This is a genomic window from Streptomyces sp., assembly GCF_031181705.1.
In the GTDB taxonomy this organism is placed as follows: domain Bacteria; phylum Actinomycetota; class Actinomycetes; order Streptomycetales; family Streptomycetaceae; genus Streptomyces.
In genome coordinates, this window is the sequence record NZ_JAPSKN010000036.1 from 27,458 (window position 1) to 40,534 (window position 13,077).

General features: G+C 73.4%; 10 protein-coding genes. 4 read left to right on the top strand and 6 right to left on the bottom strand.

What is annotated here, in order from left to right; translation table 11 throughout:
- Positions 1-182 precede the first annotated feature (182 nt).
- Positions 183-1,826: a penicillin-binding transpeptidase domain-containing protein gene (locus RIN80_RS10310; protein WP_309095229.1), complete on the bottom strand. Its 1,644-nt coding sequence runs from the start codon at positions 1,824-1,826 to the stop codon at positions 183-185.
- Between the two features lie 114 nt (positions 1,827-1,940).
- On the opposite strand from RIN80_RS10310, the gene RIN80_RS10315 reads away from it, so the two are divergent.
- Positions 1,941-2,891, top strand: a complete 951-nt coding sequence (locus tag RIN80_RS10315) for a LysR substrate-binding domain-containing protein (RefSeq protein WP_309095230.1) — start codon at positions 1,941-1,943, stop codon at positions 2,889-2,891.
- Entirely contained in the window at positions 2,888-3,760 is an 873-nt protein-coding gene (locus tag RIN80_RS10320) for a serine hydrolase (RefSeq protein WP_309095231.1), read from the top strand. The genes RIN80_RS10315 and RIN80_RS10320 overlap by 4 nt, the downstream gene beginning before the upstream one ends.
- A 1-nt stretch (position 3,761) precedes the next feature.
- On the opposite strand, the gene RIN80_RS10325 is transcribed toward RIN80_RS10320, so the two are convergent.
- Positions 3,762-4,322, bottom strand: a complete 561-nt coding sequence (locus RIN80_RS10325) for a TerB family tellurite resistance protein (protein ID WP_309095232.1) — start codon at positions 4,320-4,322, stop codon at positions 3,762-3,764.
- A 303-nt stretch (positions 4,323-4,625) separates the two neighbouring features.
- Positions 4,626-6,161 carry an alpha/beta hydrolase gene (locus RIN80_RS10330; protein ID WP_309095239.1) on the bottom strand — a complete coding sequence of 512 codons (1,536 nt, stop codon included), beginning with the start codon at positions 6,159-6,161 and terminating at the stop codon, positions 4,626-4,628.
- Positions 6,162-6,529: 368 nt separating this feature from the next.
- Here RIN80_RS10330 and pip point away from each other — a divergent pair, with 368 nt between their 5' ends.
- A complete protein-coding gene (gene pip, locus RIN80_RS10335; RefSeq protein ID WP_309095233.1) occupies positions 6,530-7,522 on the top strand; it encodes a prolyl aminopeptidase in 993 nt (330 codons plus the stop codon).
- Here pip and RIN80_RS10340 read toward each other — a convergent pair.
- Positions 7,508-9,604 (bottom strand): RICIN domain-containing protein, encoded by a 2,097-nt coding sequence (locus RIN80_RS10340; protein WP_309095234.1) that lies wholly within the window; start codon positions 9,602-9,604, stop codon positions 7,508-7,510. The genes pip and RIN80_RS10340 overlap by 15 nt on opposite strands.
- A 281-nt stretch (positions 9,605-9,885) precedes the next feature.
- On the opposite strand from RIN80_RS10340, the gene RIN80_RS10345 reads away from it, so the two are divergent.
- A complete protein-coding gene (locus tag RIN80_RS10345) occupies positions 9,886-10,890 on the top strand; it encodes a LacI family DNA-binding transcriptional regulator (RefSeq protein WP_309095235.1) in 1,005 nt (334 codons plus the stop codon).
- Between the two features lie 79 nt (positions 10,891-10,969).
- Here the strand turns inward: RIN80_RS10345 and RIN80_RS10350 are convergent, their stop codons facing one another.
- Both RIN80_RS10350 and RIN80_RS10355 read right to left on the bottom strand, forming a co-directional pair.
- Positions 10,970-12,421, bottom strand: coding sequence for a DEAD/DEAH box helicase (locus RIN80_RS10350; RefSeq protein ID WP_309095236.1), 1,452 nt, complete (start codon positions 12,419-12,421; stop codon positions 10,970-10,972).
- Positions 12,422-12,573: 152 nt separating this feature from the next.
- Positions 12,574-12,777 carry a cold-shock protein gene (locus RIN80_RS10355; protein ID WP_003991681.1) on the bottom strand — a complete coding sequence of 68 codons (204 nt, stop codon included), beginning with the start codon at positions 12,775-12,777 and terminating at the stop codon, positions 12,574-12,576.
- Between the last annotated feature and the right edge of the window lie 300 nt (positions 12,778-13,077).

The following is a 13,077-nucleotide window of genomic DNA, read 5'->3' on the forward strand; positions in this document are numbered from 1 at the left end:
CGGGTCGGGGAGCCGCGGCCCTGCGGCTTCTGGGGCCGGCTCGGCAGCCGGTGTGGGCGCGGCACGGGCGGGGCCATGGCGCCGGGGGGCAGCCGGTCCGGGCGTGGCAGTCGCGGTTCTCGGGCAGGGGCCGGTTGCGAGCGGCCTTCCCGGGAGCCGGCGGGCCCGGGGCTCCGCTCCGCTCATTCCGGGTCGCCGGGCACCGCGGCCAGCAGGCCCCGGACGATCGGTCCGGCCGAGCCGCCGCCGGTGACGCCCTCCTCGACGACGCAGGCGACGGCCACGTTGCCCCGGTGTGCGACGAGCCAGCCGTTGTTGTCCTGGTCGTCGGAGACCTCGGCGGTGCCGGTCTTCGCGCCGACCTCGCCGGGCAGGCCGGCGAGGACCTTCGCGGTGCCGTCGGTGACCGTGGCCCGCAGCATCGCGCGCAACTGCGTGACGACGCCCCCGGGCAGCGGGGTCGTGTCGGTCGTGTCCTCGGTGCCGGCGGTGAGCGAGGGCTGGTGGAACGTGCCGGACACGGCCGTCGCCGTCACGGACGCCATGATCAGCGGGTTGGCCTGCACGCGGCCCTGCCCGATCATCGACGCGGCCTTCTCCGTCTCGTCCTTCGGCACCGGCACCGAGCCGTCGTACGTGGGCGCCCCGACGTGCCACTCCTGCCCGACCCCGAAGTACTCGCGGGCCACCTCGCCGAGCTCCCCGTCGTCGAGCCGGTCGCGCAGGCTGATGAACGCGGTGTTGCACGACTCCGTGAAGTCCTTGCGGAACGTCGCGCCCGGATGCGCGGACAGCTCCACGTTCTGGAACCTCTTGCCCACCGTGAGGTACTTGGGACAGTCCACCACGTCGTCCGGCGCGACGGCGTCCTTCAGCAGCAGGGCGCTGCTGGTGACGATCTTCCAGGTGGAACCGGGCGCGTAGGTGCCGGAGAGCGCGCGGTTGAAGCCGGACGCCGGGGAGTTGGCCACGGCCAGGATCTCGCCGTCGTCGATGCGCAGCGCGACCAGCGCGGCGTTCTTGCCGTCGGCGTGGGCGGCGAGGGCCTGCTCCGCGGCGGACTGCCAGTCGGCGTCGAGGGTCGTGGCGACCGGGCCCCGGTCCGCCCGGACCGTCTTCGCGCCGAAGGTGGCCTCCGTGCGCTCCACCTCCCCGGTGGCCCGGTCGACCAGGCGGATCGCGCCCCGCGCCCCGGTCGCCGCGCCGTCGCCCCCGGCGAGCCGGGTCATCAGCGGCGCCAGCGAGGGGTGGTCTGCGGCGGACAGGGTGGCTCCGTCGCGGTCCTTCACCTCGGGGGGCTTCGTCTCCTCCCGCTCCAGGCGGAACTTCTCCGTGTCGCTCAGCCGCGGGTGGACGAGGGACAGCGTCCAGTCCACCTTCCAGGTGCCGTCGCCCTGCTCGCGCAGCGGCAGCTTCGACTCGTAGGTCCAGGTGCCCAGACCGGTGACGGGCATCCGGGCGGTGAAGGGCACGGTGACCGCGCCGTCCCCGGTCTCGGTCGCGGACCCGGCCGTGAGCTTCGGTTCGCCGATGTCGAGCCCGGTGGTGAAGCTGTCCAGCACCCGCCGCGCCGTTGCCGGGCTGGTCGTGCGGCCCGCCGCGTCGGGCACGCGGCCGGCGGCCCAGTCGGCCAGGAACGCGCGGGCCAGCTTCCCGGCCTCCGGATCGGGCCCGGTGTCCCGCTCGAAGGGCCCGAGACCGGCCGCGTACGCCCCACCCGCGACGGCGGCCAGCACCACCGCCCCGGCGACGACGGCCCGCGGGCCCCTGCGGCGCGGTCCGGGTCCGCCGGTGACGACGCCCGTGTGGTCGGTGTGAGTGTCCATGTGCCGAGGACAGCAGTGGTCCGGCATCCTGTCCAAGACCGGTATCGGTGTCGGATCAATATCCAGTCGATATGATCGCTGCTCGTGGACCTGGTGCGGCACCTGGAGTGCTTCGTGGCTGTTGCAGAAGAGTCACACTTCGGCCGTGCCGCCGCCCGGCTCGGCATGGCACAGCCGCCGCTGTCCCAGCGCATCCAGCGCCTGGAGCGGCACCTCGGTGTCCGGCTCTTCGAACGCACCAGCCGGCAGGTGACCATCACCGAGGCGGGGACGCTGCTGCTGGCCGAGGCCCGCGAGGTGCTCGCCCGCTCCGAGGCGCTGCTGGCCACCGCGCGCCGCATCCGTGACGGCGAGACCGGGCTGCTGCGGGCCGCCCTGCCCCCGGACGTCTCCGGCGAGACGATCGCCGCGCTGCTCACGGCGTTCGCCGAGGGCGCCGCCGGCCTGGAACTGGAGCTGCACGAACTGTCCACCGCCCAGCAGCTGGAGCGGTTCGCCGCGCACGAACTGGACGTCGGGCTCATCCACCACCCCTGCGACGTCTCCGGGCTGGAGCTGGGCCCGGTGCTCCGCCGCGAACTGGGCGTGCTGCTGCCCGGCGACGCGGCCGCGGCCGGGCTGGCCGAGGTCCCGCTCGCCTCCCTCACCGGCCACGACCTGATCCTCTTCCCCCGCACGGCCGCGCCCGCCGTCTACGACGACCTGCTGACCACCTGCGCCCGCAACGGCTACACCCCGCCCGCCGTACGCCACGCCCAGGGCGCCGGCTTCGTGCGCGGCCTGGTGCTGTCGGCCCGGGCGGTCGCCCTCAGCCCGCGGGACGCGCACGGCGACGCGGAGCGCGACGCGCCCCCGGGAGCGGACAGCGGTGTCGTGTGGCGCCCCCTCACCGGTGCCCCGCTCGCGCTGCGGCACTCCGTCGCCTGGCCCGGCGGGCGGGGCGACGCCGCCGTCGGCGCGTTCGCCGAGGCCGCCGCGAGCGCGTTGCGCGGCACCGCCGGCGCCACCCCCGACCTGCCCTCCCGCCCGCTCCATCTGCGCCCGGCCTCGGAGTACTGGCTGTGACCGACGTCCTCGCCCGCATCCACAGGGCCTTCGCCGACGCCGGGGTCACCGGCCGGCTGCACGCCGTGGACATCGACTCCGGCGCGCAGCTCGACGCCGGCGCCGACCAGCCGGTGTGCACCGCCAGCGTCCACAAGCTGTGTCTGCTGGTCGCCCTGCACCAGCGGGCGGCCGAGGGGCTGCTGGACCTCACCGAGCAGGTCGAGTGCCCGCCGCAGGGGCGCACCACCGGTCCTACGGGGCTCGCCGCGATGCTCGACGGCGCCCGGCTGTCCCTGCGGGACCTCGCCTTCCTGATGATGTCCGTCAGCGACAACGCCGCCGCCGACCTGCTGCTGGCGCGGGTCGGTCTCGACGCCGTCAACCGCGCCACGGCCCGCCTCGGCCTGGCGCACACGTACGCCGTCCACACCTTCGGCGAGCTGCTCGCCACCATCAGGGAGGACGCCGGTCCCGGCGGCGCGGGGGCGCTGGCCGACCCGCACGTCGTCACCCGGCTCCGCGCGCTCGACCCGGCCCGCACCAACCGCAGCACCCCGCGCGACATGACCCGGCTGCTCGCCGCCGTCTGGCGCGACGAGGCGTGCCCGCCGGAGCACGGCGCGGCCATCCGCCGGGTCCTGGGACTGCAGGTGTGGCCGCACCGGCTGGCCTCGGGCTTCCCCTTCGACGACGTGCACGTGGCGGGCAAGACGGGCAGCCTGCCGACCGTGCGCAACGAGGTCGGCGTCGTCGAGTACCCCGACGGGGGCCGCTACGCCGTCGCCGTCTTCACCCGCACGGCCCGCACCTCCGCGCTCCTGCCCGCCGCCGACGCCGTCATCGGCACGACGGCCCGCCTGGCCGTGGACGCCCTGCGCGCCCGCTGAATCAGAGCTGGAACTCCGCCGGAGACAGCCCGAGCGCCGCGCAGGCCTCGCGCAGGACCTGCGCCTCGGCCTGCGAGAAGTGGCCGTCGGCACCGGCGATCACCATGCCGGTCTGGATCACGGCCCGCGCCTCGTTGGGCTTCTTGGCGGCCTTGGCGATCTCCTGCATCGCCTCCGCCTTGCCGTGCTGGAAGTTCGTCGTCAGCTGGTCCACGTGCTTGCCGAAGCGCTGGCGCAACTGCTCCGGCGGGAAGTTCTGCAGCACGTCGTTGCTCAGGATCATCGATTCGACCTGCTGGCGCTCGGAGGCGTCCACCTGCCCGTCGGCCGCCGCGACCAGGGCGCACATCGCCATGCTCGCGTCCCGGTAGGCACCGCTCTTCAGCTCGTTCTTCAGCGATCCGAGCTGCGTCTTGAACAGGCCGATCAACTGGGCCTTGCCGCCCCCGCCGGACCTCGAACCGCCGCTGTGCCCGCCGCTGTGCCCCCCGGGCGCGCCGTGTCCGGACTGACCCTGCTGGAGAGCCTTGGCCTGATCCTTCAGCCGGTCCCACACTGCCATTGCCGTCACCTCGGTATTCGTCACCGTCAAAGGACGCACCCGCTCGCGCGCGCACACCCTCCCAACGCCCGGCCCACGGGCAAAGGTTCCGCAAACCCTCTCACCCGGCGCCGCTCCTCGCCCACCACGCCGCACCGGTGGCGGGCGGGAGCCGCTGATCCGGAACGCCCCCCGCGCCTGCCGGCGCTCGGGGCCGTCGCCCCGTCCGCGAACGCGGGGCCCCGTGCCCATCAGTACGGCGGTGCCCGTGAGGGCCGGCAGGCTGAGGACGGTTTGGGGAGCCCGCGGTCCGGGGCGGGAGGGTCAGCGCAGGGTGCCGATGCGGTCGAGCCGCTCGTTGACGCCGTTGCGCAGCTCACCGAGGGTCGTGCCCGCGGGGGCCGTCTTCGGTGTGGAGGACGGCGGCTGGGTCTCGTCCGCGCAGGTGGTGCCGCGCGCCGGGACCTCGAGGTCGACGAGGTAGCCGGTCACGGCGTCCGTCGCGCAGGCGCTGCGGCCGAAGGCGGTGTGCCCCTCGGCCTTGAAGGTCAGCAGCCGGCCGTTGTCGAGCTTGCGGGACAGGGCCACCGCGTCCTGGTACGGGGTGTCCGGGTCACCGGTCGTGCCGAGGACCAGGATCGGCGCGGAGCCCTTGGCGCGGAAGGAGCCGGCGTAGCGGCTGGGCTTGTCACCGGTCCACTGCGCGCAGGCGGTGGCGTGCTGGTGGTCGTAGGTCGGCGGGCCGTACGCCATGGCCGGGCCCAGCAGCGGGGCAAGTTCGGCGTTCCGGGTGACCTGCCGCTTCAGCAGGGCCGCATCGCGCGGGTAGTCCTTGTCGACGCACTCGACGGCCACGTTCGGGTTGAGGAAGTCGTAGCTGGCCGGGGACGGGGGCCGCAGCAGGAACGAGGTGTTGTCGCGTTGCTGCGCCTTGCGCAGGGCCTCGCCGAGGGAGGGCCAGATGACCTTGCCCTCGTTGATGTTGAACATCAGGCGGTAGACCAGGGTGTAGCCGTTGGCCTGACCGCCGTTGGCGGCCGGCACGGGGTTGGCGTCCAGGTCGGCCTTGAGCTTCTCGAACGCGCCCCGCGGGTCGCCGTCGCCGAACCCGCAGGTGGCCTGGTCGGCCTTGCACCAGTCGAGGAAGCGGCCCATCGCGCCGTCCAGCGCCAGGTACTGGGACCGGTCGTAGGCGTACGGCTTGTTCGCGTAGTGCTCCGGGTCGTAGCCGCCGTCGAGCACGAGGGCGCGCACGCGCTCGGGGTACATGGCGGCGTAGACGGTCCCGATGTAACTGCCGAAGGACCTCCCGTAGTACGTCAGTTGCTCCTCCCCGAGCGCCTGACGCAGCAGGTCGACGTCCCGGGCGACGTACCCGGTCCCCACGTACGGCACGAGACCGCCCGCGTTGTCCTGGCAGCCCTGCACGAACGAGGCGGCCTGGCGCACGGCGGGCTCGTAGGCGTCCGGCCCGGGGGTGCCCTTGGCGGCGGTGACGGCCTGCGTGTACGTCGGGTCGTCCCAGCACACCACCTGCGAACTCCGGCCGACACCGCGCACGTCGTAGCCGAAGACGTCGAAGTTGTCGCGCAGGGAGGCGGGCAGGTCGGCGTAGTTGTTGCGCACGAAGTCGACGCCGGAGTTGCCGGGGCCGCCGGGCTGGAGGAAGAGCGTGCCCTTCTTGGCGCCCTGGTCGGCGGCCTTCTTGCGGACGACCGCCAGGGTGATGGTCCTGCCCTGCGGGTCGCGGTAGTCCAGCGGCACCTGCGCGTTCGCGCACTCGAACCCGCCCTGGCAGTCGGCCCAGTTCAGGCTCGGCACGGTCGGCTTCGGGTCGGTCGCGGTGGGCTGGGCGGCCATCGCCTGGGGCGCGGTGGCCGCGGATACGGCGAGCGCCGCGGCGGCGGCGAGGGCGACGCGCAGCCGGGGCAGACGTCCGGTCGCGCGCGCGACGGACCGGCGTCCGCCGTGTTCTGTTGTTCTCACTGAGTGGATTCCCCCTCGGCACGCGGGTGTCGGCCCGGCGCCCTCGGTCGGTCGGTCGGTCGATCGGACTGGTCGGTCGATCGCGTCGGTCGGAGGCAGTCTCCAGCCGGGCCGGGTCACAGGGAGCGGCCGGGGCGGGATTGTCGGCATCCTGGGACGTGATCTTCGCACTACCTGGCGGTAGTTGTGCGGGTGTTCACTCGCGGAACCCCGGCTCTCGGCTCGCGTGACAGGATTCCGGCATGCCCGAGCTCTATGCCGACCGCACCGAGCCGTACGCCCACGGCATGCTCGCCGTGGGCGACGGCAACCTCGTCCACTGGGAGACCTGCGGCAACCCCGACGGCAAGCCCGCGCTCGTGCTGCACGGCGGGCCGGGGTCCGGCGCGGGTCCGGCCTGGCGGCGGCTGTTCGACCCGGAGGCGTACCGCGTGGTGCTGTTCGACCAGCGCGGGTGCGGGCGCAGCACGCCCGACGCGGCGGATCCGAAGACCTCGCTCGCCGCCAACACCACACAGCACCTGATCGCCGACATCGAGCTGCTGCGGCTCCACCTCGGCATCGAGGAGTGGCTGGTCCTGGGCGGCTCCTGGGGCGTCACCCTCGCCCTGGCCTACGCCGAGCAGCACCCCGCACACGTCTCCGAGCTGGTGCTGTTCAGCGTCACCAACACCACGCGCCGCGAGGTGGAGTGGGTGACGCGGGACATGGGGCGGATCTTCCCCGAGGAGTGGGCCCGGTTCCGCGACGCCGTACCGGAGGGGGAGCGCGAGGGGAGTCTGGTCGACGCGTACGCCCGGATGCTCGCCGACCCGGATCCGGCCGTGCGGGAGCGGGCCGCGCGGGAGTGGTGCCGGTGGGAGGACGTGCACGTGTCGACGCACCCGGGGCACCGGCCCGACCCGCGCTTCGAGGACCCGCGCTTCCGGTTCCGCTTCGCCCGCCTGGTCACGCACTACTGGCGGCACGCCGCGTTCCTGGAGGACGGGGCGCTGCTGCGCGACGCCGGGAAGCTCGCCGGCATCCCCGGGGTGCTCGTCCACGGCCGGATGGACATCAGCGGGCCGCCGGACGTGGCATGGCACCTGGCCCGGGTGTGGCCGGACGCCGAGCTCGTGCTGATCGGCGACGAGGGGCACGGGCTGGCCGGCAGCACCTCGGCGGGGGCGGTGGTGGCGGCGACGGACCGGTTCCGCACGGCCCGCGGGCGCCAGGGCCTGTCAGACAGGCCCTAGCCGCGTCACCGACCTGTCGGAACAGCACACCTGGTCCGTCACCTCCGTCACCCTCCAGCGCTGATTCGCCCCCGAGTTGGGCTGCCAGACGCCCACGGGGGCGTTCTCGTTCGTGGACTGGCCGGAGACGTCCGGGAGCCCGCCGGTGGCCGCGTTGACGAGGGTCCAGGTGCCGTCGCCGGTCGTGGAGGCGATCCACTCGGCGGCCCTGTCGCGGCGGCCCGTGTCCGGCTCGGCGACCAGGGCGCCGCCGCGGACGGCGAGGCGCTTGTCGGAGGCGGACTCGGTGAGGACGTAGCGCTTGCGGTTGCCGGTGCCGCGGATGCGCTCCACCGTCCACTGCCGGCCGGCCGGGTCGGCCGACGCGCCGCGGATGACCAGGCCCGTGCCGTCGCCGGCGATCGCGAGGTCCTTGCCGCTCTGCACGCCGGTGAGGCGGTACGTGTGGCCCGCGCGCAGTTCCGCCGCGTCCTTCGCGACGCCCGAGACGCCCTTGACGAGGAAGGACGTCACCGACTGGGCGGGCACGGCGACAGTGGCCCGTTCGCCGGTGACACGGACCGGCCGCTGCCTGTCCAGCTTGCCGTCGGCGCTGGTCACCACGGGAGTGACGGTGGCGCGGGAGGAGACACGGCCGAACTTCGACAGGTCGAGCGTGACTTCGCGCGTCTCGCTGGTGCTGTTGACGTGCACGACGGTCGCGGCGTCGCCCTCGCGGGAGACCGCGGCGGTGCTGGACGTGTCGTCGGTCCTGATCAGCCGGTCGCCGGGCCTGATGAAATGCGTGAAGTTGCGGGCGGTGTCGAACTTGGTGTTCGTGTGGACCGGGCAGGTCTCCAGGGTGTCCTCGGAGGTGCAGCTGAACGGCAGCTGGATCTCGCCCCAGTTGCCGCCCTTCGCCGACTCGCCGCCCGGCTTCATGTTGTCGTGGTCCTCGACGGGCTGCCAGAACACCCAGGCCCTCGGCTCCAGTTCGCGCAGGTCGTCGACGATGCGCTGGGCGAGGCCGAGACCGGGCCGCATGTCCGTGAAGCTCTGGCCGTCGCCCCAGTCGCCCTCGACCTCGCTCATCCACAGCGGCTTGTCCGCCGCCTTGGCCAGGTCCCGGACGGTGGTGCGCTGGCCGGTGCCGTAGGTGTGGACGTTCATCTGGCCGACCAGGTCGCGGACCTCCTGCGGGTAGGAGTTCCAGTTGGTGGCGAAGGTGCCGGGGTTCGTCTCGTCCATCGCGGAGATCTGCGCCTTCGAACGGGACTTCTCCAGCACCGGGGCCAGGGCGCGCAGCACCTTCTGCTGGAGCTCGGGGCCCATGTGGGCGCCTTCCTGACGGCCGCCGACCGGCTCGCCGTCCGGGCCGAGCCGGGTGCCCCAGTAGTTCGTGTTCGGCTCGTTGAACGGGTCGAGCGTGTCGACCTTGATGCCGTGCGCCTTCTCCAGCCGCTCGGTCGCCCCCACCAGGTACTTCGCGAAGTCGTCGACGGACCCGGGCTTCAGCTGGTCCTCGCCGGCGTCGAAGTTGCCGGAGACGTAGCCGCTCTCGGTCATGAACCAGGGCGGGGAGTTGCTGAAGGTCTCCCAGCGGGTGACGTCCTTCTTGATGCGGTCGACCCACCAGCGCTGCGTCTTGTCCGCGTGCTCGTTCCAGTCGCCCGGATCGTCCGCGTCCCACCAGTCGACGTCCTCGCGGGTGGTGCCCGCCGGGGCCTTCCACCAGCCCTCGACCGCGCCGCCCGCGCGCAGGTAGTCCTTCACGTCCGGGGCGTTGCCGCCGCCGATGTTGTAGCGGGCGATGTTCAGGGCCAGTCCCTCGTCGCCGAAGAGGAGCCGGTAGAGCTTCTCGCGTATCGCGGGCGGGTAGTCGCCGGTGGCGTTGGCGAACCAGACCAGGCTGGTGCCCCAGCCCTCGAACCTCTCCCCCGCGTAGGAGGGGTCCGGCCGGACGGTGACCCCGACGGCGGCCCGGCCGGCCGCCGGCTCGGCGTGCGCGGCCGGCGGGGTCGTCGTGGCCAGGAGGGTTCCGGTCGCCACGGCGGTGACGCCGAGGGCCCCGAGGAGCCTTCGCTTGCGGGTGCGGTGTGCCATCTCGAGTACTCCAGCTCGTGCGACCGGTGCGGGGTTCTGGTGCGAGGTTCTGCTGTGGTGCGACGCCTTCTCGTGCGACTCCGACTAGGCGATGTTTACGTAAACATCCACTGGCGGGATGTCTACACTGTCCGAATCTCAGGGGTCAAGGACTCGTTCCGGACCGAAAATTGCGCCGGGCGCGCGGCGAGGGGCAGGTGGGCACGGTGGACGGGGAGAGCGAACCGGGAGGCACGAGCCGTACGAGAAGGCGTGCTGCCCGGCCGCGCCAGGGCGCGTCCATGGCGGACGTCGCCCAGCTCGCCGGGGTCTCCTCCCAGACGGTCTCCCGCGTCTCCAACGGCTTCGCCGGGGTCACCGAGGACACCCGCCGCCAGGTCCTGGCCGCCATGCGGGAACTGGGCTACCGGCCCAACAGCGCGGCCCGGGCCCTGCGCCGCGGCGAGTTCCGCACCCTCGGGGTGATCACGTTCTCCCTCTCCACCATGGGCAACATCCGCACCCTGGAGGCCATCGCCACCTCGGCGGCCGGGCACGGCTACGCCGTCACGCTGCTGCCCGTGGCCGTCCCCACCCAGGACGAGGTGAACGGCGCGTTCTCCCGCCTGGGCGAACTGGCCGTGGACGCCGTGATCGTCATCATGGAGATCCACCTGCTCGACGCGGCCACGGTCTCCCTCCCGCCGGGCGTGCAGGTCGTGGTGGCCGACTCGGACGCGGGCGACCGCTACACCGTCGTCGACACCGACCAGGCGGGCGGCGCGCGGGACGCCGTACGCCACCTCCTCGACCTCGGCCACGAGACGGTGTGGCACCTGGCGGGCCCAAAGGACTCCTTCGCCGCGCAGCGCCGCGCCAACGCCTGGCGGACGACGCTCACCGAGGCGGGCCGCACCCCGCCGCCCCCGGTGCGCGGCGACTGGTCGGCGGAGTCCGGCTACCGCGCCGGCCTCCTGCTCGCCGACGAGCCGGGCTGCACGGCCGTCTTCGCGGCCAACGACCAGATGGCCCTGGGCCTGCTCCGCGCCCTGCACGAACGGGGCCGCCGCGTCCCGGACGACGTCAGTGTCGTCGGCTTCGACGACATCCCCGAGTCGGCGTCCTTCCTCCCGCCCCTGACGACCGTCCACCAGGACTTCGCCGAGGTGGGACGGCTGTGTGTGGAGGGAGTGCTGAGCAAGATGCGGGACGGGAGCGGCGGGGGGTCCACCGGGGGCGGGCACGGCACGACGCTGGTGCCGACGCGGCTGGTGGTGCGGCAGAGCACGGCACGCAGGGGGCGCTGAGGGCGGGGCACGACGGCGCCCGACGGCCGAGCCGGACCGCCCCGGCCATCGCCGGGGCGGTGCTGCCGCCCAGGGGCGGTCAGCGGCGGCGGCCCCGGGACGGCCTGCCCCGGCGGCCGCTCGCGGCGGACCCGGTGCGGCCGGCGGGGCGGTTCTCGGCGGCGGGCGGGGTGAGCACGACGGGCACGCCCGACGGCTCCCGCGCGCCCGTGATGCGGCTCAGCTCCGTCTCGCCCGGGGCCACGCGGGTGACCTGCGGGGTGATGCCCGCGTCGTTCATCAGCCGGGACATCTCGCGCCGCTGGTGCGGCAGGACCAGCGTGACGACGGTGCCGGACTCGCCGGCGCGCGCGGTGCGGCCGCCCCGGTGCAGGTAGTCCTTGTGGTCGGCGGGCGGATCCACGTTGACGACCAGGTCGAGGTTGTCCACGTGGATGCCGCGGGCGGCGACGTTGGTGGCCACCAGGACCGTGACGTCGCCGTCCTTGAACCGGGCCAGGGTCCGGGTGCGCTGGGACTGCGACTTGCCGCCGTGCAGGGCCATCGCGCGCACCCCGACCGCCAGCAGCTTCTTGGCCAGCCGGTCGGCGGCGTGCTTGGTGTCCAGGAACATGATCACGCGTCCGTCGCGGGCCGCGATCCGGGTCGTGGTGGCGTGCTTGTCGTCGTCCTCCACGTGCAGCAGGTGGTGCTCCATCGTGGTGACCGCGCCCGCGGAGGGGTCGACCGAGTGCACCACGGGATCGTGCAGATACGCCCGCACCAGCCGGTCCACGTTGCGGTCCAGGGTGGCGGAGAACAGCATCCGCTGCCCCCCGGGGCGCACCTGGTCGAGCAGGGCGGTCACCTGCGGCATGAAGCCCATGTCGGTCATCTGGTCGGCCTCGTCGAGCACCGTGACGCCGACCTGGTCCAGCCGGCAGTCGCCGCGGTCCAGGAGGTCCTTGAGCCGGCCGGGCGTCGCGACGACGACCTCGGCGCCGGCGCGCAGGGCGTTCGCCTGACGGCCGATCGGCAGCCCGCCGACCACCGTCGCGAGCCGCAGCCGCAGCGCCTTGGCGAACGGGGTGAGGGCGTCGGTGACCTGCTGGGCCAGTTCCCGCGTGGGCACCAGGACGAGCGCCAGGGGCTGCCGGGCCTCGGCCCGCTGCCCGTCGACGCGGGCCAGCAGGGCCAGACCGAAGGCGAGGGTCTTGCCCGAGCCGGTGCGCCCGCGGCCCAGGACGTCCCGGCCGGCCAGCGAGTTCGGCAGCGTCGCCGCCTGGATCGGGAACGGCTCGGTCAGGCCCTCGGCGCCGAGCGCGGCCAGCAGCCGCGGCGGCAGGTCCAGATCGGCGAACGCCTCGACGGCGGGCAGCGCCGGGGTGAGCGTGGCGGGCGGTGCGAACTCCCGGGCGGGGGCGGGACGGCGGGCGCCGTGGCCGCCGTTCGCCGGTCGGGAGGCGGTGGTCTGGCCTGCCGCCTTGCGGGTCCGGAACCCGCCGTTGCGGGAGCGGGGGGAGCCGTTGCTCCTGCGAGCCGTGCGGTCCATGGGGAACCTTCCTCGATGCGGCACGTATCGGGGAATGCGCGACGGCGCCGGAGAGCCGCAGGATTCGCAAGAGCGAGCCGGAGTGAGTGGAAACGAGCCGAGGCCCGCACCGCGAGGGGTGCGGGCCCCGGTCAGGGCAAGACGCGTCGGCGTCAGGCGGGAACGATGTTCTCGGCCTGCGGGCCCTTCTGGCCCTGCGTGACGTCGAAGGTCACCTTCTGGCCTTCCTGGAGCTCACGGAAGCCGGAGGTGGCGATGTTCGAGTAGTGGGCGAACACGTCGGGACCGCCGCCCTCCTGCTCGATGAAGCCGAAGCCCTTTTCCGAGTTGAACCACTTGACGGTGCCGGTAGCCATATGAATCTCCCTTGAGGGGCAGTACTCAGGGCCCGCACCTTGCGGACCCGTAGTCGCTGAAATGATCACCCTGTGGAGAGATCCGAAAATCCTCGGAAACAAAAAAGAGTGCTCGTGTCGACAAAAGGTCGATAGAGCACTCGAAGTCTCTGGGAACCAAAACCGCAACAACAACGACGGTAGCACAGGGGTCGCCGGAAGGCTCGAGAAATCTCGTACCCGGGGTGGACACGGGCGCCGGCTCTACTGCGTGGCGAGTACCCCGGATTGTCGGCAGCCGCACGACGACGGGACGGCCCC

Bases quoted from the DNA above. Each gene is read 5' to 3' on its own strand.
- RIN80_RS10310 (WP_309095229.1), bottom strand. From the start codon at position 1,826: ATGGACACTCACACCGACCACACGGGCGTCGTCACCGGCGGACCCGGA.
- RIN80_RS10325 (WP_309095232.1), bottom strand. From the start codon at position 4,322: ATGGCAGTGTGGGACCGGCTGAAGGATCAGGCCAAGGCTCTCCAGCAG.
- RIN80_RS10330 (WP_309095239.1), bottom strand. From the start codon at position 6,161: ATGGCCGCCCAGCCCACCGCGACCGACCCGAAGCCGACCGTGCCGAGC.
- pip (WP_309095233.1), top strand. From the start codon at position 6,530: ATGCCCGAGCTCTATGCCGACCGCACCGAGCCGTACGCCCACGGCATG.
- RIN80_RS10340 (WP_309095234.1), bottom strand. From the start codon at position 9,604: ATGGCACACCGCACCCGCAAGCGAAGGCTCCTCGGGGCCCTCGGCGTC.
- RIN80_RS10345 (WP_309095235.1), top strand. From the start codon at position 9,886: ATGGCGGACGTCGCCCAGCTCGCCGGGGTCTCCTCCCAGACGGTCTCC.
- RIN80_RS10350 (WP_309095236.1), bottom strand. From the start codon at position 12,421: ATGGACCGCACGGCTCGCAGGAGCAACGGCTCCCCCCGCTCCCGCAAC.
- RIN80_RS10355 (WP_003991681.1), bottom strand. From the start codon at position 12,777: ATGGCTACCGGCACCGTCAAGTGGTTCAACTCGGAAAAGGGCTTCGGC.